Annotated in this window: 19 protein-coding genes; 2 read left to right on the forward strand and 17 right to left on the reverse strand. The window is 75.2% G+C overall.

What is annotated here, in order from left to right:
• Positions 1-48: 48 nt before the first annotated feature.
• Genes IEW03_RS00255 through pdhA form a run of 11 tightly spaced genes read right to left on the reverse strand, consistent with a single transcriptional unit; the run spans position 49 to position 12,884 of the window.
• Positions 49-1,224, reverse strand: a complete 1,176-nt coding sequence (locus IEW03_RS00255) for an acetyl-CoA C-acyltransferase (protein ID WP_188521650.1) — start codon at positions 1,222-1,224, stop codon at positions 49-51.
• On the reverse strand, positions 1,221-1,880 hold the full coding sequence (locus IEW03_RS00260; RefSeq protein WP_188521651.1) for a CoA transferase subunit B: 660 nt from the start codon (positions 1,878-1,880) through the stop codon (positions 1,221-1,223). Before IEW03_RS00260 ends, IEW03_RS00255 begins: the two co-directional genes overlap by 4 nt.
• The gene (locus IEW03_RS00265; RefSeq protein WP_188521652.1) at positions 1,877-2,629 is read right to left on the reverse strand and encodes a CoA transferase subunit A; all 753 of its coding nucleotides are present in this window, start codon (positions 2,627-2,629) and stop codon (positions 1,877-1,879) included. Before IEW03_RS00265 ends, IEW03_RS00260 begins: the two co-directional genes overlap by 4 nt.
• A complete protein-coding gene (locus IEW03_RS00270) occupies positions 2,626-3,516 on the reverse strand; it encodes an HpcH/HpaI aldolase/citrate lyase family protein (protein WP_188521653.1) in 891 nt (296 codons plus the stop codon). Before IEW03_RS00270 ends, IEW03_RS00265 begins: the two co-directional genes overlap by 4 nt.
• Positions 3,513-4,034, reverse strand: coding sequence for a MaoC family dehydratase (locus IEW03_RS00275; RefSeq protein WP_188521654.1), 522 nt, complete (start codon positions 4,032-4,034; stop codon positions 3,513-3,515). The genes IEW03_RS00270 and IEW03_RS00275 overlap by 4 nt, the downstream gene beginning before the upstream one ends.
• Positions 4,031-5,245, reverse strand: a complete 1,215-nt coding sequence (locus IEW03_RS00280; protein WP_188521655.1) for an acyl-CoA dehydrogenase family protein — start codon at positions 5,243-5,245, stop codon at positions 4,031-4,033. Before IEW03_RS00280 ends, IEW03_RS00275 begins: the two co-directional genes overlap by 4 nt.
• Complete coding sequence (locus IEW03_RS00285) at positions 5,242-7,506, reverse strand: ATP-binding protein (protein WP_188521656.1); 2,265 nt, start codon at positions 7,504-7,506, stop codon at positions 5,242-5,244. The genes IEW03_RS00280 and IEW03_RS00285 overlap by 4 nt, the downstream gene beginning before the upstream one ends.
• Positions 7,507-7,517: 11 nt before the next feature.
• Positions 7,518-9,152, reverse strand: coding sequence for a carboxyl transferase domain-containing protein (locus IEW03_RS00290; protein WP_188521657.1), 1,635 nt, complete (start codon positions 9,150-9,152; stop codon positions 7,518-7,520).
• Positions 9,149-10,540, reverse strand: coding sequence for a dihydrolipoamide acetyltransferase family protein (locus tag IEW03_RS00295; protein WP_188521658.1), 1,392 nt, complete (start codon positions 10,538-10,540; stop codon positions 9,149-9,151). The genes IEW03_RS00290 and IEW03_RS00295 overlap by 4 nt, the downstream gene beginning before the upstream one ends.
• The gene (locus IEW03_RS00300) at positions 10,537-11,574 is read right to left on the reverse strand and encodes an alpha-ketoacid dehydrogenase subunit beta (protein WP_188521659.1); all 1,038 of its coding nucleotides are present in this window, start codon (positions 11,572-11,574) and stop codon (positions 10,537-10,539) included. The genes IEW03_RS00295 and IEW03_RS00300 overlap by 4 nt, the downstream gene beginning before the upstream one ends.
• Complete coding sequence (gene pdhA / locus IEW03_RS00305) at positions 11,571-12,884, reverse strand: pyruvate dehydrogenase (acetyl-transferring) E1 component subunit alpha (protein WP_188521660.1); 1,314 nt, start codon at positions 12,882-12,884, stop codon at positions 11,571-11,573. The genes IEW03_RS00300 and pdhA overlap by 4 nt, the downstream gene beginning before the upstream one ends.
• 138 nt (positions 12,885-13,022) lie before the next feature.
• On the opposite strand from pdhA, the gene IEW03_RS00310 reads away from it, so the two are divergent.
• Positions 13,023-13,496, forward strand: a complete 474-nt coding sequence (locus IEW03_RS00310; RefSeq protein WP_188521661.1) for an Lrp/AsnC family transcriptional regulator — start codon at positions 13,023-13,025, stop codon at positions 13,494-13,496.
• Between the two features lie 33 nt (positions 13,497-13,529).
• On the opposite strand, the gene IEW03_RS00315 is transcribed toward IEW03_RS00310, so the two are convergent.
• Positions 13,530-15,524, reverse strand: a complete 1,995-nt coding sequence (locus IEW03_RS00315; protein ID WP_229737275.1) for a DUF2264 domain-containing protein — start codon at positions 15,522-15,524, stop codon at positions 13,530-13,532.
• Positions 15,525-15,622: 98 nt separating this feature from the next.
• Between IEW03_RS00315 and IEW03_RS00320 the strand changes: the two genes are divergently transcribed.
• Complete coding sequence (locus tag IEW03_RS00320; protein ID WP_188521662.1) at positions 15,623-16,639, forward strand: hydroxyacid dehydrogenase; 1,017 nt, start codon at positions 15,623-15,625, stop codon at positions 16,637-16,639.
• Positions 16,640-16,646: 7 nt separating this feature from the next.
• On the opposite strand, the gene IEW03_RS00325 is transcribed toward IEW03_RS00320, so the two are convergent.
• From IEW03_RS00325 to mgrA, 5 genes are all read right to left on the reverse strand, one after another.
• Positions 16,647-17,648 (reverse strand): amidohydrolase family protein, encoded by a 1,002-nt coding sequence (locus IEW03_RS00325; RefSeq protein ID WP_188521663.1) that lies wholly within the window; start codon positions 17,646-17,648, stop codon positions 16,647-16,649.
• Positions 17,649-17,661: 13 nt separating this feature from the next.
• Complete coding sequence (locus IEW03_RS00330) at positions 17,662-19,311, reverse strand: MFS transporter (protein WP_188521664.1); 1,650 nt, start codon at positions 19,309-19,311, stop codon at positions 17,662-17,664.
• Complete coding sequence (gene glsA, locus IEW03_RS00335; RefSeq protein ID WP_188521665.1) at positions 19,308-20,342, reverse strand: glutaminase A; 1,035 nt, start codon at positions 20,340-20,342, stop codon at positions 19,308-19,310. The genes IEW03_RS00330 and glsA overlap by 4 nt, the downstream gene beginning before the upstream one ends.
• A gap of 93 nt (positions 20,343-20,435) precedes the next feature.
• On the reverse strand, positions 20,436-21,305 hold the full coding sequence (locus IEW03_RS00340; protein ID WP_188521666.1) for a PfkB family carbohydrate kinase: 870 nt from the start codon (positions 21,303-21,305) through the stop codon (positions 20,436-20,438).
• Between the two features lie 38 nt (positions 21,306-21,343).
• A complete protein-coding gene (mgrA, locus tag IEW03_RS00345) occupies positions 21,344-22,405 on the reverse strand; it encodes an L-glyceraldehyde 3-phosphate reductase (protein ID WP_188521667.1) in 1,062 nt (353 codons plus the stop codon).
• Between the last annotated feature and the right edge of the window lie 100 nt (positions 22,406-22,505).

Genomic DNA, 22,505 nt, shown 5'->3' on the forward strand with positions numbered 1-22,505 from the left:
CCAGCCCGGGTTTCGTCCACAAGGGCGTTCTCAAAGGGAAGATCCGGGTCACACCTCCAGGACGACCGCCGAGCCCTGGCCCCCGCCTCCGCACAGGGCGGCGGCGCCGACGGAGCCCGGCCCGAGCTCGCGCAGCCGGCGGGCCAGGTGCCCCACGAGCCGCGCTCCGGAGGCCCCGATCGGGTGGCCGAGCGCGATCGCCCCGCCGTTGGCGTTCACGATGTCCGCGTTCAGACCCAGCGCGTCGACCGACGCGAGGACGACGGCGGCGAACGCCTCGTTGATCTCGACGGCGGCCAGGTCGGCCGGCACGATCCCCGCCCGGCCGCAGGCCGCGACGATCGCGTTGGCCGGCTGGGCGTGCAGGCCCGCGTCCGGCCCGGACACCAGCCCGTGGGACCGGATGCGCGCACCGGTCAGCCCTCGCTCGGCGGCGAGGTCGTCCGCGACGAGCACGAGCGCCGCCGCGCCGTCGGAGATCTGCGACGCGTTGCCCGCCGTGATCGTGCCGTCCGGACGGAACGCCGGGCGCAGCCGCGCCAGGCCGTCGGTCGTGGCGTCGGGCCGCACGCCGTCGTCGGCGTCGACCGTGACCGTGCCGCGGCGGCCCGGCACCTCGTACGGCGTGATCTCGTCCTTGAGCAGGGGCGCGGCGGCCGCGGCGCGCTCGTGCGACGAGACCGCGAACGCGTCCTGCGCCTCGCGGGTGGCCCACGCCTTCCCGGCGAAGGGCTCCCCGTGCCGCTCGGTGCTCAGCCCCATGGAGTCGCCCTCGAAGGCGTCGGTCAGGCCGTCGTGCGCCATCGTGTCCACGAGCTCCACCGGCCCGAACTTCTTCCCGGCGCGCGAGCCGACCCAGGCGTGCGGCGCGAGCGTCATCGACTCCATCCCCACGGCCACCACGACGCGCGCCTCCCCCGCCGCGATCAGCCGGTGCCCCTGGACGACGGCCTCCGCGCCGGAGAGGCAGACGGCGTTCAGGGTGACGGCGGGCGACGTCATCGGCACCCCCGCACCGACGGCGGCCTGCCGGGCCGGGTTCTGACCGGCGCCGCCCTGCAGCACCTGCCCGCCGACGGTGACGTCCACCTCGCCGGGCTCGAAGCCCGCGTCGGCGAGCGCCGCCGCGACGGCGTGCGCCCCCAGCGCCGTCGCGGGCACGTTCGCGAACGCCCCGTTGGACCGCACGAACGGCGTGCGGCGATACCCCACGATCACGGTCATGACGACAGCTCCTCGGTCTCGTCCAGCCTCACGGTGACGTCCGCCTCGGTGGCCTCGAGCACCTCGTCGACGGTGACGCCCGGCGCGAGCCGGCGCAGCACCAGGCCGTCCGGCCCGACGTCCAGCACGGCCCGGTCGGTGACGACGCGGTCGACGACGCCCTCGCCGGTGAGCGGCAGGGTGCAGCCGGTGCGCAGCTTGGGCGTGCCGTCGCGGGCCACGTGGTCCATGAGCACGACGATGCGACGCGCCCCGACCACGAGGTCCATCGCGCCGCCCATGCCCTTGACGAGCTTGCCCGGCACGGTCCAGCTCGCGAGGTCGCCCCGCGCCGAGACCTGCAGCGCGCCGAGGATCGCGATGTCCACCTTGCCGCCGCGGATCATCGCGAACGACTCGGCGGCGTCGAAGAAGCTCGCCCCCGGCAGCGCCGTGACGGTCTGCTTGCCGGCGTTGATGAGGTCGGCGTCCTCCGTGCCCTCGACCGGGAACGGCCCGATGCCGAGCAGCCCGTTCTCGCTCTGCAGGGTGATGGAGACGCCGGGGGGCAGGTGGTTGGCCACCAGGGTCGGGATGCCGATGCCGAGGTTGACGTAGTCGCCGTCGTGCAGCTCGGTGGCCGCCACGGCCGCCATCTCGTCGCGCGTCCAGCTCATCGCACGCCTCCCGTCGTCGCCGTCGTCGAGCCCGTGCCGACCGCCGCGTCGGCGGCCGCCGGGCGCACCGTGCGCTGCTCGATGTCCTTGACGCGCTCGCGCGCCCGCACCAGCCGCTTCGTGTAGATCCCGGGCGTGACCACAACGTCCGGGTCGATGGGCTCGTCGCTGATCTCCTCCGCCTCGACCACCGTGACCCGCCCGGCCGTCGCGACGACCGGGTTGAAGTTGCGGGCCGTGTACCGGTAGACGAGGTTGCCGAACCGGTCGGCGCGGCGGGCGTGCACGAGCGACAGGTCCGCGACGATCGCGCGCTCCAGCACGTACCGCCGGCCGTCGATCTCGTCGACCGGCTTGCCCTCGGCGACCGGGGTGCCGACGCCCGTCGGCGTGTAGAAGGCGGGGATGCCGGCGCCGCCGGCGCGCAGCCGCTCGGCGAGCGTGCCCTGCGGCACGAACTCCACCTCGAGGTCGCCGTCCAGGTACCGCTGGGCGAACAGCTTGTTCTCCCCGACGTACGACGACAGGACACGCCGGACCTGGTCGTTCTCCAGCAGGATCCCGAGGCCCTTGCCGTCCACGCCCATGTTGTTGGACACGACGGTGAGGTCCTTCACGCCGGAGTCCCGCACCGCCTCGATGAGGTCGTTCGGGTTGCCGCTCAGGCCGAACCCCCCGACCGCCAGGGTCATGCCGTCGTGCAGCAGGCCGTCCAGCGCGTCGTGCGCGTCGGGATGCAGAGCTGTCATCGTCGTTCTCCGTCCTCTTCCACGATAGGCCCACCGAGAGTGTCCCCGGCGCGCCGCAGCACGGCGTGCGCGTGGCGCAGCACCGGGCCGTCCACCATCCGCCCGTCGTGCGTGAACACCCCGCCGGACACGCCGGTGGTGTCGGCGGCCTCGACCAGCCGGCGTGCCTCCGCGACCTCGCCGGCCGACGGCGCATAGGCCTCCCGCACCGCCGGGACGTGCGCCGGGTGCACGCACATGGTCGCCGCGAACCCCGACGCCGCGGCGTCCCGCGCCTCGGCCGCGAGCCCGTCGTGGTCGGCCAGGTCGAGGTGCACGGCGTCGATCGCGGGCTTGCCGGCCGCGGCCGCCGCCAGCAGCACCGCCGACCGGGCGTGCCGCGCCACGTCCCGGTACCGGCCGTCGTCGCCGCGGCTCGACGTCCCGCCGATCGACGCGACCAGGTCCTCCGCGCCCCAGGCCAGCGCGACCACCTCGGGCCGCGCGGCGAGCGCCGGCGCGGCCAGGACCCCGGCCGCCGTCTCGCACAGCGCGACGACGGCGTACGGGCGCCCGTGGCGGTCCAGGAGCGGGCCGACGAAGTGCCCGTCCGCCTTCGGCAGCATCACCGTGCGGTACGGGGTGCTCGCCAGCGCGGCCAGGTCGGCCTCGTGGTCGGGCGTGCCGACCGCGTTGACGCGCACGATCACGCGGGCCAGGTCGGCGGGGTCGTCGAGCGGGCGGTCGACCAGCGCGCGGCGCGCGGCGTCCTTCGCCCCCGGCGCGACGGCGTCCTCCAGGTCGAGGATCACCGCGTCGGCACGGGACGCGGCCTTGGCGTACCGGTCCGGGCGGTCGGCGGGGCAGAACAGCAGCGTCGGCCCGAGGGTGAAGGGGTCGGGGTTCACAGCACTCCCCCACCCCGTTCGGCGTCGCGGCGGTGCTCGTGCTGGTCGTGCCCCTCGCGCGTCCACAGCAGCGTGGTGCGCACGGCGCGCGCCACGACGTCGTCGTCCTGGTTGTGGCCCACGTGCTCGAACGTCACGACGCCGGTGCCCGGGCGCGAGCGGGACAGGCGCCGGGCCTGCACCGTCGTGGAGCCGTAGAGCGTGTCCCCGTGGAACATCGGGAGCGGGAACGACACCTCCGTGAAGCCCAGGTTGGCGACGATCGTGTTGCGCGTCAGGTGCGCCACCGAGAGCCCGACCAGCGTGGCGAGCGTGAGCATCGAGTTCACCAGCGGCCGGCCGAACGGCTGGGTCGCCGCCCACGCCGCGTCCAGGTGCAGGGCCTGCGGGTTCATCGTCACGGACGTGAACAGCACGTCGTCGGCCTCCGTCATCGTGCGGCCGGGCCGGTGCACGTACCGCACGTCCTCCTCCAGCTCGTCGTAGTACAGCCCGCGCTGGACCTCGTCGCGGGTCATGACGCCAGCCCGGTCGTCAGGCCGAGGTCGCGGGCGATGATCATGAGCTGCACCTCCGTGGTGCCCTCGCCGACCTCGAGGATCTTGGAGTCGCGGTAGTGCCGCGCCACCGGGTTGGCGTTGAGGAACCCGTACCCGCCGAAGATCTGGGAGGCGTCGCGCGCGTTCGCCATCGCCGCCTCCCCGCCGACGAGCTTGGCCACCGACGCCTCCGCCTTGAACGGCAGGCCGCGGGTCTGCTTGAGGGCCGCGTCCAGCCAGCACAGCCGCGCCGAGTGCACGCGCGCCTGCATCCGCGCCAGCATGAAGGCGATGTGCTGGTTCGACCCGATCGCGTGGCCGAAGACCTCCCGCTCCTTCGCGTACCGCAGCGCCTCCTCCAGGCAGCCCTGCGCCGCCCCCGTGGCGAGCGCGGCGAACGCGATGCGGCCCTCGTCCAGGGCGCGCAGGAAGTTGGCGTACCCCCGGCCGCGCTCGCCGAGCAGGTTCGACGCCGGCACGCGCACGCCGTCGAGCGTCAGCGGGTGCGTGTCCGAGGTGTGCCACCCGACCTTGTCGTAGCTGGGCTCGACCGTGAACCCCGGCGTGCCCGACGGGACGAGGAACGACGACAGCTCCTTGCGGGTGACGCCGCCTGCGTCCGTGCGCTCGCCCGTCACGGCGGTGACGGTCACGACGCTGGTGATGGGGGTGCCCGAGTTGGTGATGAACTGCTTGGACCCGTCGATCACCCACTCGCCCGCGCCGTCGGGGCCCGCGCCCGGCTCCAGCCGCGCCGTCGTGCGCGTCGCCCCGGCGTCCGACCCGGCGTCCGCCTCCGTCAGGCCGAAGGCCGCCAGCGCCCGCCCCGCCAGGAGGTCGGGCAGCCAGCGCCGCTTCTGCTCCTCGGTGCCGTGCCGGAAGATCGGCATGATGCCGAGGCCGACGCCGGCCTCGAGGGTCACCGCGATCGACTGGTCCACGCGGGCCAGCGCCTCCACCGCCAGGCACAGCGACACGTAGTCCTTGCCCTGGCCGCCGACGTCGGTCGGGAACGGCAGGCCGAAGAGGCCCAGCTCGCCCATCTGGGCGATGATCTCCAGCGGCAGCCGCCGCTCGGTGTCGTACCGGTACGCGGCGGGCGCGACCACCTGGTCCGCGAACTCGCGCACCACGGCGCTGAGCTTGCGCTGCTCGTCGGTGAGCACGGTCGACTGGGTCTCGCTGATCATGACGCTCCTCGGGTGGCGGGGTCGGCCTGGGGATGCCCGTCCGTCGCGGCGGGGTCTGCCGCACCGGGCGTGGGGGTGCCGTCCGGCGGGGTCGCCGGCAGGTTCTGGGGGGTCTCGGCGGTGACGGCGGGCCGCTCCACGACGGCGGCCACCTGGTCGAGCCGCACCTGGTCGCCCGGCCGCACGCGGGGGCGGGCGATCCCGTCTGCGGGCGCCACCAGCGCGTGCTCCATCTTCATCGCCTCGACGACGACGAGCGTGCGGCCCGCGGCGACGTGCTCGCCGTCGGAGACCGGCACCGCCGTCACCGTGCCGGGCATGTCGACGCGGACCGTCACGCTCGCGGCGCCGCCGGCCGTAGGGGCGGCCTCGCGGGCCTCCCGCGAGCGCGCCGCCAGGGCCGTGCGGTCGAGCACGGTGAACCCGGCCGCCCGCCCCGCGACGTGCACCCACACCGCACCCGGGGCAGCGGACGCGCCCACCACCCCGGCGGTGGTGGCGCCGACGGTGAGGAGCCGGCGGCCCGGGCCGCCGGAAGCCGGACGCAGGGAGGCGCGGACCGGCTCGTCGCCACCCGCGGTGACGACGGCGTCGTCGCGCGTCCCGGCCACGGTCACGGCGTGCTCCGCGCCGGCCGCGTCGACGAGCGTCACCGCGCGCGGCGCGCGGGGGGCGTTGAGCCGCCACCCGTCGGGCGCCCACGGGCCGCGGACCTCGCCGGCGGCGTCGGTATCGGTGTCGGTGTCGGTGTCGGCATCGGTGTCGAGGGTCAGCAGCGCTGCGGCGACGAGCGCCCACGAGCTGTCAGCACCACGGGCCACCGAACCGTCGCCTGGCTCTGACAGCTCGGCGAGGAAGCGGTCGACGAGGCCCGTGTCGAGACGGCCGGCGCGGACGTCGCCGTCGGCCAGCAGGTCGCGCAGGAACCCGGTGTTGGTCTCGACGCCCAGCACGACGAGGTCGGCGAGCAGGCCGTCGAGCCGGGCCAGCGCCTCCTCCCGGTCCGCGCCGTGCGCCACCGCCTTGGCGAGCATCGGGTCGTAGTCGCCCGTCACGACGCTCCCCGCGTCGATCCCGCTGTCCAGCCGCAGGGGCACCGCCCCCGGTCCGGCCGCGGCACCCGCGTCGTCGTAGACCAGGACGCGGCCCGCGGCCGGCAGGAACCCGCGCGCCGGCGACTCCGCGTACACCCGCGCCTCGACCGCGTGCCCGGTGATCCGCACGTCGTCCTGCGCGAACGCGAGCGGCTCGCCCGCCGCGACCCGCAGCTGCTGGGCGACCAGGTCGACGCCCGTCACGAGCTCGGTCACGGGGTGCTCCACCTGCAGGCGGGTGTTCATCTCGATGAACGCGAACGCCGCCGGGTCGTCGGCAGGCACGAGCATCTCCACGGTGCCGGCGCCCACGTACCCGACCGACCGGGCGACCTCGCAGGCCGCCTCGCCCATCCGCGCCCGGGTGGCCTCGTCCACGACCGGCGACGGCGCCTCCTCCACCACCTTCTGGTGGCGGCGCTGCAACGTGCACTCGCGCTCGCCCAGGTGCAGCACCGTGCCGTGGGTGTCCGCCAGCACCTGCACCTCGACGTGCCGGGGCCGGTCCACGAGGCGCTCCAGCAGCAGCCCGTCGTCGCCGAACGACGACGCCGCGACCCGCCGCGCGGAGGCCAGCGCGTCCGGCAGCTCGGCGGCGGAGCGCACCACGACCATCCCCTTGCCGCCGCCGCCCGCGACGGGCTTGACCAGCAGCGGGAAGCCGACGTCGGCGGCCGCGGCCACCAGGTCCGCGTCCGAGAGCCCGTCGTCGAGCGTGCCCGGCAGCACCGGCACGCCGCGTGTGGCGACGAGCCGCTTCGCGGCGACCTTGTCCGCCATCGTCGTCATCGCCTCGACGGACGGGCCGACGAACACGATCCCGGCCCGCTCGCAGGCCCGGGCCAGCGCGGGGTTCTCCGCGAGGAAGCCGTAGCCGGGGTGCACCGCCTCGGCCCCGGTGGCGACGGCGGCCGCGACGACCGCCTCGACGTCGAGGTAGCTCGCCGCCGCGGCCGCGGGACCGATCCGCACGGCGACGTCGGCCTCGCGCACGTGCCGGGCCCCCGCGTCGGCGTCCGAGTACACCGCCACGGAGCGGATGCCGAGCCCGCGCAGCGTGCCGATGACGCGGCAGGCGATCTCGCCGCGGTTGGCGACGAGCACGGTGCCGAACGGCCGCGCGGAACCCGCGGACCGCGAGGTCGCGGACGGAGAGGTCACGCTCATGGACATCGCCCTCACATCCGGAAGAGCCCGAAGCCGGGCGTCGTAGGTACCGCCGAGACGGCCGGGCCGCCCAGGGGCGTGCGCCCGCACACCGCGAGCGCCATGCCGAGCACCCGGCGGGTGTCGAGCGGGTCGACGATGCCGTCGTCCCAGAGCCGGGCGGTGGCGTGGTACGGGTCGCCGGCGGCCTCGTAGGAGTCCCGGATGGAGGCCCGGAACGCGGCCTCCTCCTCGCCGTCCCACTCCTCGCCGCGCCGTGCGAGCTGGTCGCGCTTGACCGTGGCCAGCACCGACGACGCCTGCGCCCCGCCCATCACGGAGATCCGCGAGCCCGGCCACGACCAGAGGAACCGCGGGCCGTACGCCCGCCCGCACATCGCGTAGTTGCCGGCCCCGAACGACCCGCCCACGATGACGGTCAGCTTGGGCACCCGCGTGGTCGCGACGGCGGTGACCATCTTGGCGCCGTCCTTCGCGATGCCGCCCGCCTCGGCGTCCGAGCCCACCATGAACCCGGAGATGTTCTGCAGGAACAGCAGGGGGATCCCGCGCTGGTCGGCCAGCTCGACGAAGTGCGCCCCCTTGAGGGCCGACTCGCGGAACAGCACGCCCGCGTTGGCCAGGATGCCGACGGGGTGGCCGTGGATGCGCGCGAACCCGGTGACGAGCGTCGTGCCGTACTCGGCCTTGAACTCGTGCAGCTCGCTGCCGTCGACCAGGCGCGAGATCACCTCACGCGGGTCGTACGGCTGCTGCACGTCCACCGGCACGGCGGCGTACAGGCCGGCGGGGTCGACGGCGGGCTCGCGCGCCGGCGCGACGTCCCACGCGGGCTCCGGGTCGGGCGGCAGCGTGGCGACGATGTCGCGCACGATGTCGAGCGCGTGCTCGTCGTCGTCGGCCAGGTGGTCGACGACGCCCGAGCGGCGGGCGTGCAGCTCGCCCCCGCCCAGCTCCTCGGCCGTGACCTCCTCGCCGATGGCGGCCTTCACCAGCGGCGGGCCGCCGAGGAAGATCGTGCCCTGGCCGGCCACGATGACGGTCTCGTCGCTCATCGCCGGCACGTACGCCCCGCCGGCGGTGCACGACCCCAGCACCGCGGAGATCTGCGGGATGCGCTCCGCCGACAGCCGCGCCTGGTGGTAGAAGATCCGCCCGAAGTGGTCGCGGTCGGGGAACACCTCGTCCTGGCGCGGCAGGAACGCGCCACCCGAGTCCACGAGGTAGACGCACGGCAGCCGGTTCTCCAGCGCGATCTCCTGCGCCCGCAGGTGCTTCTTCACGGTGAGCGGGTGGTAGGTGCCGCCCTTGACCGTGGGGTCGTTGCACACGACCATCACCTGCCGGCCGCGCACCACCCCGACGCCGGCGATCACCCCGGCGCCGGGCCACGCCCCGTCGTCCAGCCCGTGCGCCGCCAGCGGCGCGACCTCGAGGAACGGGCTGCCGGCGTCCAGCAGCCGCGCGACGCGGTCGCGGGGCAGCAGCTTGCCGCGCGACGTGTGCTGGTCGCGGGCCCGCTGCGTGCCGCCGGCGGCGGCCGTGGCGGTGCGCTCACGGAGCCGGTCCGCCAGCCCGCGCTGGGCCGCGTCGTTGGCGCGGGCGGCGTCCGCCCGTAGGTCGACGGCGCTGGTCAGGACGCTCACGCGGCACCCCCTCCGTCGCCGGTCGGGCCGGCCGGGCCCGCGGCCAGCAGCGCGAGGCCCGGGTCGGCGAGCAGCGCACCCAGGTCCGCGAGGAACCGCGCCCCCTGCTCGCCGTCGACCACCCGGTGGTCGAACGTGAGGCTGAGCGTCATGACCTGGCGCAGCGCCACCTGGCCGTCGTGCTCCCACGGCCGCCGCGCCACCTGCCCGACGCCGAGGATCGCCGACTCCCCCGGGTTGAGGATCGGCGTGCCGGCGTCCACGCCGAAGACGCCCACGTTGGTGATCGTCATCGTGCCGCCGGTGAGCCGCTCGGGCGTGGTGCGCCCCGCGCGGGCGGTCTCGGTCAGCTCGGTCAGCGCCCCCGCGAGGTCGACCAGGGAGAGCGTGTCCGCAGCCGGCACGTGCGGCACGACCAGCCCCCGGTCTGTGGCGACGGCGATGCCGAGGTTCACGTGGGCCGGCCGCACGATCTCCGCGCCGCCGTCCGGCAGGGCCACCCACCGGTCGGTGAGCGTCGGGTGCGCGGGCAGCAGCCCGAGCACCGCGCGGGCGACCAGCGCGAGCACCGTGATCCGCGTCCCGCGGGTGTCCCGGCGGGTGCGCAGCCGGGCGAGCAGCTCCGTGCTCGCCGTGACGTCGACCGTGAGGAAGACCGTGGCCTGCGGGACCGCCACGCTCGCGACCATCGCCGCCGCCGTGTGCTTGCGCACGCCGCGCACCGGGGTGCGCGTCTCGCCGGCCGGCCGGGCGCGCCCGTTCAGCCCGCCCGTAGTGCCGTGCCGAGCCTGCTCGACGTCCTCGCGGGTGATGCGCCCGTGCGGCCCGGTGCCGGGGACGGCGGCGAGGTCGAGGCCGTGCTCGCGGGCGAGCGCCCGCACGACCGGCGTCGACCGGGGACGGTCGCCCGCCTGCGTCGTCGTCGCGACCCCGACCGCGCCGACCTCCGCGTACCGGCGCGGACGACGACGGGGCCGCCCGGCCCGCTCCGGCCGCGCGCCGTAGCCCACGAGGTTGGGCTCGGGCGACTCCTGCGAGCTGTCAGAACCAGGTGACGCCATACCCACGTGTGGCTCTGACAACTCCGGCGCCGCAGAGTTGTCAGAACCAGGTGCGGCCATACCCTCGTGTGGCTCTGACAACTCGCCGGAGAGGTCGAAGGTAATGAGCGGCTCGCCGACCTGCACGACCTCGCCGGGCTCGGCGTGCAGCGACCGCACCACGCCCGCCACGGGAGACGGCAGCTCCACCAGCGCCTTGGCGGTCTCGACCTCGGCGATCACCTGGTTGAGCTCGACGGTGTCGCCGACGCCGACGCGCCACTCGACGACCTCGGACTCCGTCAGCCCCTCGCCCAGGTCCGGGAGGCGGAACTCGCGCGTCGTCATGCCCTCACCTCCGTCCGGGCAGCGCCGGCAGGCCCGGCGGCCGCGAGCGGCACCCGCCCCAGCACGCGGTCCACGCCGTCGAGGATCCGGTCGAGGTCGGGCACCTGGTGCGTCTCCAGCCGTGCCGGCGGGTAGGGCACGTCGTGGCCGGTCACGCGGACGGGCGGGGCCTCGAGGAAGTCGAAGCACCGTTCGGTGACGGTAGCGGCGATCTCCGCGCCGAGGCCCACGTTCCGCGGGCCCTCGTGCACGACGACGAGCCGCCCGGTGCGCCGCACCGAGGCGGCGACCCGCTCGTGGTCGATCGGCGACAGCGAGCGCAGGTCGATCACCTCGACCGAGACGCCGTCGTCCGACGCCGCGACGGCCGCGTCGAGCGCCGTGCCCACCAGCGACCCGAACGTCACGAGCGTGACGTCGTCGCCCGCCGCCACGACGCGCGCCGCGCCCATCGGCTCGGCGTCCGCCAGCGCCAGGTCCGCGTCGACCTCGCCCTTGAGGTGGTAGCGCCGCTTGGGCTCGAAGAAGACGACCGGGTCGTCGCAGGCGATCGCCTGGCGCAGCACCGTCGCGGCGTCCTGCGGCGTCGCGACGCTCACCACCCGCAGCCCGGCCGTGTGGGCGAAGTACGCCTCGGGCGACTCGGAATGGTGCTCGGCCGCGCCGATGCCTCCCGCGACGGGGATGCGGATGGTCACGGGTAGCGTCACGGCGCCGTTGGTGCGGCGCCGCATCTTGGCGAGCTGGCTGACGATCTGGTCGAACGCGACGTAGACGAAGCCGTCGAACTGGATCTCCACCACCGGCCGGTAGCCCCGGTAGGCGAGCCCGATCGCGGTGCCGAGGATGCCGGACTCCGCCAGCGGGGTGTCGACCACCCGTCGCGTGCCGAACTCGTCCTGCAGCCCGTCGGTCACCCGGTAGACGCCGCCGAGGCGGCCGATGTCCTCGCCGAGCACCATCACCGTCGGGTCGTCGGTCATGGCGCGGCGCAGCCCCGCGTTGAGGGCCTTCGCGAGCGTGAGGGTGGTCATCGGGCACCTCTGGTCACGCCGTCGCCGGCGGCGTCCGCGTGCTCGTCCTCGTCCGCGAACGAGCCGAGATACTGCGCGTACGCGTCGCGCTGCGCGGCGAGCCCGGCGTGCGGCTCCGCGTAGACCTCGTCGAAGATCGCCAGCGGCGGCGGGTCGACGGTCGCGATGCAGCCGGCCCGCAGGGCCGCGGCCGCGTCGTCGGCCGCGGCGCGGGTCCGCTGCTCGGCCTCGTCGGTGAGCGTGCCGCGGGCGCGCAGCCACGTCGCGAACCGGTCGACCGGGTCGCGGCCCGCCCAGGCGGCGACCTCGTCCGCGTCGCGGTACCGGGTGGGGTCGTCAGCGGTGGTGTGCGGCCCCATGCGATAGGTCACGGCCTCGACGAGCGTGGGGCCGCCGCCCGTGCGGGCCCGGTGCAGCGCGGCACGGGTCACCGCCAGGACGGCGAGGACGTCGTTGCCGTCCACCCGCACGCCCGGCATGCCGAACCCGGTGGCCCGCGCGGCGAGCGGCACCGGCGACTGGAGCGCCACCGGCTCCGAGATCGCCCACTGGTTGTTCTGGCAGAAGAACACCACGGGCGTGGCCCACGTCGCGGCGAAGACGAACGCCTCGTTGACGTCGCCCTGGCTGATCGCCCCGTCGCCGAAGTAGGCGACGACGGCGGCCGTGCCGTCGCCGGGCGCGCCGGCGGGCTCGCGCTCGGCGTCGCACAGGATGCCGAAGCCGTACCCGACCGCGTGCAGCGTCTGCGCGCCGATGATCACCTGCGGCGTCGCCATGCCCACGCTGTACGGGTCCCACCCGGAGGCGGTCACCCCGCGCCACACGGGCGTCAGCTGCTGCGGCGTCACCCCGCGCACCAGCGCGACCGCGTGCTCGCGGTAGCTCGAGAACACGAAGTCGTCCTCGCGCATCGCGTGGGCGGAGCCCACCTGGGCGGCCTCCTGCCCCAGCAGCGGCGGCCACAGCGCGAGCTCGCCCTGGCGCTGCAGGGCCGTCGCCTCCGTGTCGAGACGTCGCGCGGTCACCATGTCGGAGTACAGCCGCAGCAGCGTCGCGTCCGCCTCGTCGGTGCCGGCGTCCACGTCGGCAAGCCACCGGTCCAGCTCCGGGTCCCGGTGGCGGACGCCGTCGGCGTCCAGGAGACCGACGACCTGCGCGTCGACCTTCTCGTCCCTGCCGGAGCCGACGGCGCCGTCCGGGCTCGTCGCGCCGCTCGTGTCAGTCGTGTCGGTCGTGTCGTTCCCGGTGCGTGCGCGTCCCGCTCGTGACAGGTCGCCTCGCGCCGATCGGCCCATGGTGTCGGGCATCGTCGCCTCACCTCGCTCGTCGCGGGGCTCCTCGGCGAGCCCCGGATACCGCGAACGTAACGCCGCTCACAGCCCACGACCAGCACCGTCGTCCCCGTTGGGCAGAGTGCTCAGCACCCCCCGGCTAGGCTGGTCGATGTGCGCAGCTACGACGCCGTGGACCTGAGCCTTCTGGCAGCTCTCGCCGACGATCCCCGGGCCACGATCGCCGCCCTGGCCGAGCGCCTGAAGCTGTCGCGCAACACCGTGCACGCGCGGCTGGGCCGGCTCGAGGAGTCCGGCGCGTTCCTCAGCTTCGACCGGCGCATCGACCCGCACTTCCTCGGCCACCCGCTGACGGCGTTCCTCGAGGTCGAGGTGCGGCAGAAGGAGCTCGGTCGCATCGTCGACGCCCTCACCGGCATCCCCGAGGTCGTGCAGGCGTTCGGCCGCAGCGGGACCGCGGACCTGCGCGTCCAGGTCGTGTGCCGCGACACCGACCACCTCTTCCGCATCGACGCCGCGATCCTCGCCATCGACGGCGTCGAGCGCACCGAGACGTCCCTGTCCATGGGGGAGCTCATCCCGTACCGCATCCAGCCCCTCATCGACCGGGCGCGCCGGGAGCTGTGAGCCGCCGGCGCCGTGGCCGCCGGCGCCCGGACGTCACGACGACGGCAGCGCGGCGCGCGTCCGCGCGCCGTCGGGCCAGCGGACGGTGACCTCGCCGTCCTGGACCGTGGCGTGCGGCGGTTCCGGCACGTCGTCGCGCGCACCTTCGTCCTCGACCGCACCCTGCCCGTGCAGCCCGACGACCACGACGCACCAGGCGCCCACCTGCACGGGCGACGTCACGACCGGCGTCGCCGTGCGAGGCCCGAGCGGGGTGGCGTCGTCGGCCCTCGCGACGTCCGGGACGAGACCCGGCGTCACGGGCACGAGCGTGGACAGCGTGCCGTCCACCCGCACCGCGTGCTCCCCCACCGTGCTCACGACCGTGCCGCTGACCGGCCAGCCGCCGACGCGCAGCGACACCGCGCCGGGGGCGGCGTCCTCCACCCGGACGAGCCGCGCCTCCCATGCTCCGCGCACCACGCTCACCGTGGTGACGGTGCCCGCGACGTGCGCGACGCCCGGCCGACCGGCCCCGTGCTGCGGCGCGGACTCGTCCGGGTCCAGCCAGTGCGCGCGGGCCCGCGAGGCGAGCACCGCGGCGCGACCGCCGTCGGTCTCGGCCCGGTCGGCGCCCTCGGCCCGGTCGGCCCCGTCGACGAGGCGCGCCTCGAGCGTGCGGAACCCGCTGCGGTGCGTGGCCCGCCCGGCCGCGTCCAGCAGGACGACGGACTGGTCGAGCGGGTCGGCCCAGCCTGCCGCGTCGAGCAGCGGCGCCGTCGCGGTGGAGTGACCGAGCCGGGCGTAGAGCGGCGAGTCGCCGGTCTCGTCGCCCTCGGACGCGTGGTCCGTCCCGTGGTTGTGGACCCGCACGACGCCGTCGGCCCGGGTCGCGGAGACGGCCCAGCCGGGGGCGCGGACCAGCAGCAGCCGGTCGCCGGTCTCGACGGGCAGCGGCTCCTCGACCGCGGTCCACGCCGGGTGGTCGGCCGGCAGCGCGAGCCCGAGCATCCCCTTGCTCGCCCAGTACGGCGACCCGGGGCCCGAGTAGAACTGCGCCATCGCGGGCCACTCGTGGTGCCAGCCGAGCGTGAGCAGGCCGCGCTCGTCGGGGACGCCGCGGGCCGTGAAGTGACCGAGGACCCCGGACGCCGCCCGGCGCAGCAGCCCGGGCGAGGTGCTCGGCACCTCCGCGAGCGCCCCCACCCAGAACGGGGCGGCGGCGGCGAAGCGGTAGACCAGGCTGCGGCCCTGCACCAGCGGCGACCCGTCGGCGCCGACGAGGTGCACGGCGTCCTGGAGGAACCGGTCGAGGCGTTCGGCGTACGCGCCCTCGCGCTGGGCCGCGAGGGCGCGGGCGCCCGTCATCCGCGACCACAGCACCGGGTACAGGTGCATGGCCCACCCGGCGTAGTGGTCGTAGGAGCGCTGCGGTCCGTCGGAGTACCAGCCGTCGGCGCGCACGAAGTCCTCGTGCCGGGCGAGGTCGCGCTCCATGTCCTCGAGGGACCACGGGCCGCCGACGGACCGCAGGAACTGCTCCACGACGATCCGGAACCACACCCAGTTGTTGTCCGCATAGCCGTCGTCCCCGACGACCGTCGCCAGGTAGTCGACCACCTGCTGCCGGACCCGGTCGTCGAGCCGGTCCCACAGCCACGGCCGCGTCAGGTCGAGGACCAGCGCGATCGACGCCGCCTCGACCTTCGCCTGCCCGTGCTCGTCGGGGCGCAGCCAGCGCTCGGGCGACGCCGGGTCGGTGCCGGCCGCGAGGCCCTCGGCGTACCAGCCGGCGAGATCGAGCGGGTCGGCGCCGCGCTCGCCGGCCAGCCGGAACCCTGCCAGCAGGAACGTGCGCGCGAACCCTTCGAGCGCGTCCACGTCCGACCCCAGGCCGCCGGGCCCGCCAGGGAGCACGACCCGCGCGCGGTGCGGCGAGGCGAAGGGGCGCACGGCGAGCAGCATGCGGTCCGCGAGCGCCGCCCACCGCTCGCGGGTCCACCCGGTGATCGGGGCGAGGTCCGTCCTGCCTGGTGCCGGGTCGGTCACGGGTCCCCCTCGTCGTCGCCGTCCGGGACGACGAGTCAACCCGGGACCACGTGCCCGGGCAAGCGGCCGTGCCGCCGGCCTCGTTATGCTCCCGCCTCATGGACGAGCGACGGGGCCCGACGACGGTGGCGTTCGCGATGCAGCCCGGCCTGCGCGAGCGGCTGTTCGCTCCCGAGGACCTGGACCGGCTGCGGGCGGTCGCCCGCGTCGAGGACGAGGTGCTGCACGACCTGGGCTCGGACGCGTCGCGCACCGTGCTCTCGCGCACCGACGTGCTCCTCACCGGGTGGGGCTGCCCGCCCGTCACCCGCGAGGTGCTGCAGGGTGCCCCGCGGCTGCGCGCCGTCGTGCACGCGGCGGGGTCGGTGAAGCACCACCTGCCACCGGAGTTCTGGGTCGCCGGCATCCCGGTCAGCACTGCCGCCGGCGTCAATGCGACCCCGGTCGCCGAGTACACGGTCGCGACGGTCCTGCTCGCGAACAAGCGCGTCTGGCCGGTCGCGGCCCGCTACCGCGAGCACCGGCGCGCGGAGGATTGGGACGCCCTCGTCGGCGACGCGGGGAACTACCGGCGCACCGTCGGGGTGGTCGGCGCCTCCACGATCGGGCGGCGCGTGCTCGGGCTGCTCGCCCCCTACGACCTCGACCTGCTGCTCAGCGACCCCTATGTCGACGCCGCGACCGCCGCGGAGCTCGGCGCGCGGCTGGTCGACCTCGACACGCTGGTCGCGACGAGCGACGTCGTGTCGCTGCACGCGCCCGACCTGCCGGAGACCCGGCACCTGATGGACGCCCGCCGGCTCGGGGCGATGCGCGACGGCGCCACGCTGGTGAACACCGCCCGCGGCGCCCTGGTCGACACCGACGCGCTCACCGCGGCCGTCGTGGCCGGCCGCCTGCACGCCGTGCTCGACGTGACGACGCCGGAGGTGCTGCCCGCCGACTCGCCGCTGTACGACCACCCGAACGTGCTGCTCACCCCGCACGTCGCCGGGTCGCTGGGCGGTGAGCTGCACCGCCTGGGCGCCTTCGCGGTGGACGAGGTCGGCCGGTGGACCCGCGGGGAGCCGTTCGTCGCCCCGGTCGATGCGGGCATGCTGCACCGGACGGCCTGAGCCTGCCTCACGGCGCCGCGACGGCGGCGCCGTAGAGGGCCCGGGCGTTGCCGTGCAGGACCGCGCGGACGTCCTGTTCCGCGAGGCGCGACGTGCGGACGTAGTCGAACGCCCGGCGATACTTCGCGCCGCGGAAGTACGGGTGGTCCGACCCGGCCAGGATCCGGCTCGCCCCGAGCGTCTCGACCGCGAGGGCGAGCGACGGCTCGTGGAAGTTCGCGGCGTCGAACCACATCCGCCGCAGCGCGCCGAGCGGCGAGGAGGGGAACGCGCCCCAGTCCTCGTAGTTGTCCTCGAGGCGCTGGGCGAGGAACGGCAGGTCGCCGGCGAGGTGTGCCACGTGCAGCCGGACGCGTGGGAACCGGCGCGGTAGGTCGGCCTTGAGCAGCTGGAGCACCGCGACCGCGTCCTCGACGGGCGCGCCGTTCACCCACACCAGGCCGTGGTCGGTGATCAGGTCGGAGCGGGCGCCGGACCCGGTGGCGTGCAGGTTGACGACGGCGGAGCGCTCGTCGAGCGCGGACCACACCTCGTCGAGGCGCGGGTCGGCGAGGGTGCGTCCCCCGGGCAGCACCGTCGGCAGCGAGACGCCGGCGAAGCCCAGCTCGTCGAACAGGCGCGGGATCTCGGCCAGCGCGGCGGCGACATGGGGCAGCGGCAGCGCGCCGTAGGCCGCGAAGCGGTCCGGGTGGGCCGCGAGAAGCCGCGCGTACTCGTCGTTGACCCATCGGGCTGCGTCGAGCGACGGGCCCGGCTCGACGCCGCCGGGGCTCTGCGGCGTCACCGCGAGCACCTGCACCCCGACCCCGGCCCGGTCCATGTCCCGCAGCCGCTCGGAGACGTCCTCGTCGGTGGAGTCGGCCCCGAGCCCCCGCGCGATGGCCGTGGTCGCCGGGTCGACCCCGATGCGCTCCAGCCGGTCCAGGTAGACGGCGGGGTAGACGTGCGCGTGCGTGTCGACGGCGCCGCCCGCGGGGACGGACGGGGTCGTGGGTGCCTCGGGTGCCATGCGGGGCCCCCTCCTATCGCGACGGGTCCGGGCCTGCGGCCGGGCTCGGGTCGGGGATCTCGTCGGGCCGGTACCGGGGCAGCCGGCTGGCAGGCAGAATGGCGGTCGCGCTGACGCCGCCGAGGATCAGCAGGCCGAGCCGGAGGGTGTCGAGCCGGGCGTCCTCGTTGACCTCCACCGCGGCGTCGACCTGCGCCGGGGTCGCGTCCGTGCCGTCGAGCACGGACCGCAGGTCGTCGTTGCTGACGAAGTTGACGTTGTCCAGGTCCACCTGCGCGACGAGCGACGGCGGCAGCTCCGGGTGCTCGGTCACCGCGCGCCCCACGCCGATGCCGAGGATCGTCACGAGGAGGGCGCCCGCGACCGCGGTGCCGACCGCCGACGCCAGGTTCTGCGTGGTCCCGCGGATCGAGCCGACGTCGCCCGCGAGCCGCTTCGGCGCGGCGGTGACGAGCACGTTGAACACCAGGGTCACGAGCGCGCCCTGCCCGACCCCGAAGACGAAGAGGCCGAGGATCGTGGGCAGCGTCTCCCAGTTGTTCGTGACGACGAACGCGAGCCAGACCAGGGCGACGGTGGTGAGGGTGAAGCCGAACACGCCGATGACGCGCGGCGGGTACCGCTTGTAGAAGCGCACGACGAGGGTGGCCGTGACGAACACCGTGAGGTTGAACGGCATCATCGCGAGGGACGTGTCGAACGGGGTGCGCCCCTGCACGATCTGGATGTACAGCGGCACGGTGAAGTTCAGCGCGGCCTCGAGGGCCACGACGACGAACATCGCGTACACGGCGGCGCGTTCGCTCGGGCGCCCGAGCACGCTCAGGTCGACGAGCGGCACCTTGCCGGCGGCCGTCCGGCGCCGGGTCCACCAGAAGAAAGCCTGGCCGAGCACGACGCCCACCACGACGAGCACCGGGGCCGGCGAGATCCCGACCAGGTCGAACGGCGCGCCCGGCTTCGCGACGAGGAGACCCCACGCGTTGAGGTTGTTGAAGCCGAGCGTGAGCAGCACGATCGCCGCGCCGATGAGCATCGCGGCGACGAGGTCGATCCGGATGCCGGGGTCGCCCCGGTCCGAACGCAGCCGGAAGCTGAGCACGAAGACCGCCACCGCGAGCGCCAGCACGATGCCGAAGACCGGGCGCCAGCCGACCAGCGTGCCGAGCGCACCGCCGATGAAGAAGGCGCTCACGCCCGAGATGGCGCGGGCCGACCCGAGCGAGCCGATCGCCGTCGCCTGCTGGGGACCGTGGTAGTTCTCGGCGATGAGCGCGACCAGGGCGGGCACGATGATCGCCGCCGACGCACCCGCGACAGCCTGCCCTGCGATCGCCCAGCCGACCGTCGGCGAGAAGATCATCATCAGGGCGGACGCCGCGAACGCGACGACGACGACCCGGAACACGACGACCCAGCCGATCCGCTGCCCGAGCTTCGCGCCCGTCATGACGAGCGCGGCGACGACGAGCCCGTAGACCACGATCGTCGAGCTCACGACGGTGGGCGGGACGCCGAAGTCGGCGACCATCCCGCCGAGCGACACGGGCAGCGCCGCCACGTTGAACGACATGAGCACCTGCGCGAGGAACAGGCCCACCATCGGGACCCAGGACCGTCGTTCCGTGGTCGGGACGTCGTGGGTGGTCGTGGCGTCGGTCATGCGGTCCCCTCCTCGTGCTCGGTCGCGGGCTGCCGCTCGTCGACGTGGACGGACGACGCGAAGACGTTGAGGCCGAGGGTGCGCGAGAGGTAGGCGGTGGCCCGCTGGCCCCGCACGCTGTTGCCGGCCGGGTCGAGGGGCGGGGAGAACGTGCCGATCGCGCCCTTGCCGGGCGCGACGGCGACGATCCCGCCGGCGACGCCGGACTTGGCCGGCAGCCCGATCTCGAAGAGCCACTCCCCCGACCGTTCGTACATGCCCGTGGCGGCGAGCACGGCGAGAGTGTCGCGGCACACGTGTGCGCTCACGACGCGCTCGCCCGTGATCGGGTTGACGCCGCCGTCGGCCAGGGTGGCGCCCATGACGGCGAGGTCGCGGGCCGTGACCCGCAGGGCGCACTGCCGCGTGTACACGTCCACGACCTGGAGCGGGTCGGCCTCGATCCGTCCGTAGCTCTGCAGCAGCCGCGCGATCGCCTTGTTGCGCGTGTTCGTCTCGGACTCGGACCGGTACACGACGCCGTCGAGCTCGAGCTGGCGGCCCGCGAACCGGGACAGGCCCGTGCGCACGTGCTCCCACTGCTCGGCCGGGGTCGCGCCGGGGACCATGGCCGTCGTGGCCAGCGCGCCCGCGTTGACCATCGGGTTCATCGGGTGGCCCTGGTGGAGCTCGATCGCCATCACCGAGTTGAACGGCAGGCCGGTGCCGTTCACGCCGACCCGGTCGAGCACGTCCTGGTGCCCGAACGCCTCGCAGACCAGCGCGTACACGAACGCCTTGGAGATCGACTGGACGGAGAACTCGACGTCCTCGTCGCCGGCCCCGTGCACCTGGCCGCCCGACTCGGCCACGCACAGCCCGAACCATGCGGGGTCGGCCTCCGCGAGCACCGGGATGTAGTCGGCCACCACCCCGTCGTCGTGCCCGCGGTAGCGCTCGTACGCCTCCCGGACCAGCTGCTCGACCCGGTCCCAGCCGGGCAGCGTGCCCGTCGACACCGCCTGTCCGACCCCGGTCACGTCGACGTCCATACGAGCCTCGCCCTTCCTCGATCCCCGGCGACGCTGCCACGAGGGGTCCGGAAGTGCATCCGGAGCAGCGGGTTCGTCCCCGGTCGGCGCGGCTCAGCGGGCGAGGGCGGCGAGCCAGGCGCGCGGCCCGACGTGCGCGACGCGGGTGCTGGCGACCCGCGCGGCCGCGGTGCACGCGTCGGGCAGCGCGGCCCCTTGCGCGAGGGCGGCCGCGAGCGCCCCGTGGAAGGCGTCGCCGGCACCGAGGGTGTCCCGGGCCCGGGCGACCGGCACGTCGACCGTCCCGGAGCGCCCGTCGCCGTGCCACTCCACGGGCTCCGCGCCGTGCGTGACGACGACCCGGCGGGCGCCGAGCGCCGTCGCCCCGGCCACGGCGTCGTCGTGACCGGGCACCGTGAAGACGGCGGACAGCGCCGCGACGTCGGCCACCGCCAGCAGCTCGGAGAACACCGGCCGCCACCGGCCGGCGTCCAGCACGACCAGCGGCCGGGCCCCGGCCGCGGCGAGGAACGCGAGGACGGCACGCGCGAGGGCGGGGTGGTGCCCGTCGAGCAGGACGACGTCCGGCGCGGGCAGCGCCCCCAGCTCCTCGGGCCCGGGAGCCGGGGCGGAGGCGAGCGCGGCGTCGGCCGACACGACGGACCGCTCCCCCGTCTCCTCGTGCACGAGCACCGCGGACACGGCGAGCGGGAAGTCCTCCCCCGCGGGCACGACGTCGTGCACCCGCACGCCGTGCGCCTCCAGGTCGGCGCGCGCGGCCGACGCCACGGGGCCGCCGCCGAGCGCGCTCACCAGCACGGCCCGCTCGCCGAGCGCCGCGGCGGTCACCGCGGCGTTCGCGGCCGGGCCGCCCGCGGCGACGTCCTGCCGGGAGGCGGTCACCTTCTCGTCCCGGCCGGGCCGGGCCGCGGCCCGGTGCACGACGTCGAGCGTCGTCAGCCCGACGAACCAGCACACGCCCATCGCCCCTCCTGCCCCCGCCGCGCGGCTGCCCCTCGGGGCTAGCGCCCGGTGCCGTCCACGGCGTGCGGCTCGATGGCGGCGACCTCGTCGTCGGTGAGCGGGCCGGCGGCCAGGGCCGCGACGTTGTCCTCGAGCTGCGCCACGCTCGACGCCCCGATCAGCGCGGACGTGACGCGCGGGTCGCGCAGCACCCAGCTGAGGGCGAGCTGGGCGAGGCTCTGCCCGCGCCCCTCGGCGATCGCGTTCAGCGCCCGTGCCCGCTCCAGGTAGGTCTCGGTGAGGTTCGACGACGACAGGAACGGCGAGTCGCTGCGCGCCGCCCGCGAGCCCTCCGGCGCGGCACCGGACAGGTACCGGCCCGTGAGCAGCCCCTGCTGCAGCGGCGAGAAGACGATGGTGCCGACGCCCAGGTCCTCGACGGCGTCGAGCAGCGACTCGCTCTGGTGCCCGTCGTAGGCGTCGTCCCGGTCGGCGATCTCGACGTTCCGGTTGAACATCGAGTAGCTGGGCTGGTGGATGAGCAGCGGCACGCCGAGGTCGGCCAGGATCCGGGCCGCGTCGCGCGTGCGCGACGGCGAGTAGTTCGAGACGCCCACGTACAGCGCCTTGCCCTGCTGGACGGCGGACGCGAGGGCGCCCATCGTCTCGGTCAGCGGAGTCGAGGGGTCGGGCCGGTGGTGATAGAAGACGTCCACGTGGTCGAGGCCCATGCGGGTCAGCGACTGGTCGAGGGAGGACAGCAGGTACTTGCGCGAGCCGTGGTCGCCGTACGGGCCGGGCCACATGTCGTAGCCCGCCTTGGTGGAGATGACGAGCTCGTCGCGGTACGGGCGGAAGTCCTTCGCCAGGTGGCGCCCGAAGTTCTCCTCCGCCGAGCCGTAGGGCGGGCCGTAGTTGTTGGCCAGGTCGAAGTGCGTGACGCCGAGGTCGAACGCGCGGCGCAGCACGGCACGCTGGGTGTCGAAGGGGGTCGTGTCGCCGAAGTTGTGCCACAGGCCCAGGGACAGGGCGGGCAGGTCCAGCCCCGAGCGGCCGGTGCGGCGGTAGGTCATGGTCTCGTAGCGGGCGTCGTCGGCTGCGTACCGGGGGGCGAGAGGCATGCGCCCATCCTTGCAGCCGGCCCCGACCGATGAGTGGCACGGCCGGAGCGTGAGTGGCACGGCCGGAGCGTGAGTGGCACGGCCGGAGCGCCGGCGCCGG

The organism is Isoptericola cucumis, assembly GCF_014635665.1.
In the GTDB taxonomy this organism is placed as follows: domain Bacteria; phylum Actinomycetota; class Actinomycetes; order Actinomycetales; family Cellulomonadaceae; genus Isoptericola; species Isoptericola cucumis.

What these genes read in the sequence shown, in the direction of transcription:
- IEW03_RS00255 (WP_188521650.1), bottom strand. Translation starts at nt 1,224, where the DNA reads ATGACCGTGATCGTGGGGTATCGCCGCACGCCGTTCGTGCGGTCCAAC.
- IEW03_RS00330 (WP_188521664.1), bottom strand. Translation starts at nt 19,311, where the DNA reads ATGACCGACGCCACGACCACCCACGACGTCCCGACCACGGAACGACGG.
- IEW03_RS00300 (WP_188521659.1), bottom strand. Translation starts at nt 11,574, where the DNA reads ATGACCACCCTCACGCTCGCGAAGGCCCTCAACGCGGGGCTGCGCCGC.
- IEW03_RS00325 (WP_188521663.1), bottom strand. Translation starts at nt 17,648, where the DNA reads ATGGCACCCGAGGCACCCACGACCCCGTCCGTCCCCGCGGGCGGCGCC.
- IEW03_RS00275 (WP_188521654.1), bottom strand. Translation starts at nt 4,034, where the DNA reads ATGACCCGCGACGAGGTCCAGCGCGGGCTGTACTACGACGAGCTGGAG.
- IEW03_RS00340 (WP_188521666.1), bottom strand. Translation starts at nt 21,305, where the DNA reads ATGGGCGTGTGCTGGTTCGTCGGGCTGACGACGCTCGACGTCGTGCAC.
- pdhA (WP_188521660.1), bottom strand. Translation starts at nt 12,884, where the DNA reads ATGCCCGACACCATGGGCCGATCGGCGCGAGGCGACCTGTCACGAGCG.
- mgrA (WP_188521667.1), bottom strand. Translation starts at nt 22,405, where the DNA reads ATGCCTCTCGCCCCCCGGTACGCAGCCGACGACGCCCGCTACGAGACC.
- IEW03_RS00265 (WP_188521652.1), bottom strand. Translation starts at nt 2,629, where the DNA reads ATGACAGCTCTGCATCCCGACGCGCACGACGCGCTGGACGGCCTGCTG.
- IEW03_RS00280 (WP_188521655.1), bottom strand. Translation starts at nt 5,245, where the DNA reads ATGATCAGCGAGACCCAGTCGACCGTGCTCACCGACGAGCAGCGCAAG.
- IEW03_RS00320 (WP_188521662.1), top strand. Translation starts at nt 15,623, where the DNA reads ATGGACGAGCGACGGGGCCCGACGACGGTGGCGTTCGCGATGCAGCCC.
- IEW03_RS00260 (WP_188521651.1), bottom strand. Translation starts at nt 1,880, where the DNA reads ATGAGCTGGACGCGCGACGAGATGGCGGCCGTGGCGGCCACCGAGCTG.
- IEW03_RS00295 (WP_188521658.1), bottom strand. Translation starts at nt 10,540, where the DNA reads ATGACGACGCGCGAGTTCCGCCTCCCGGACCTGGGCGAGGGGCTGACG.
- glsA (WP_188521665.1), bottom strand. Translation starts at nt 20,342, where the DNA reads ATGGACGTCGACGTGACCGGGGTCGGACAGGCGGTGTCGACGGGCACG.
- IEW03_RS00285 (WP_188521656.1), bottom strand. Translation starts at nt 7,506, where the DNA reads ATGAGCGTGACCTCTCCGTCCGCGACCTCGCGGTCCGCGGGTTCCGCG.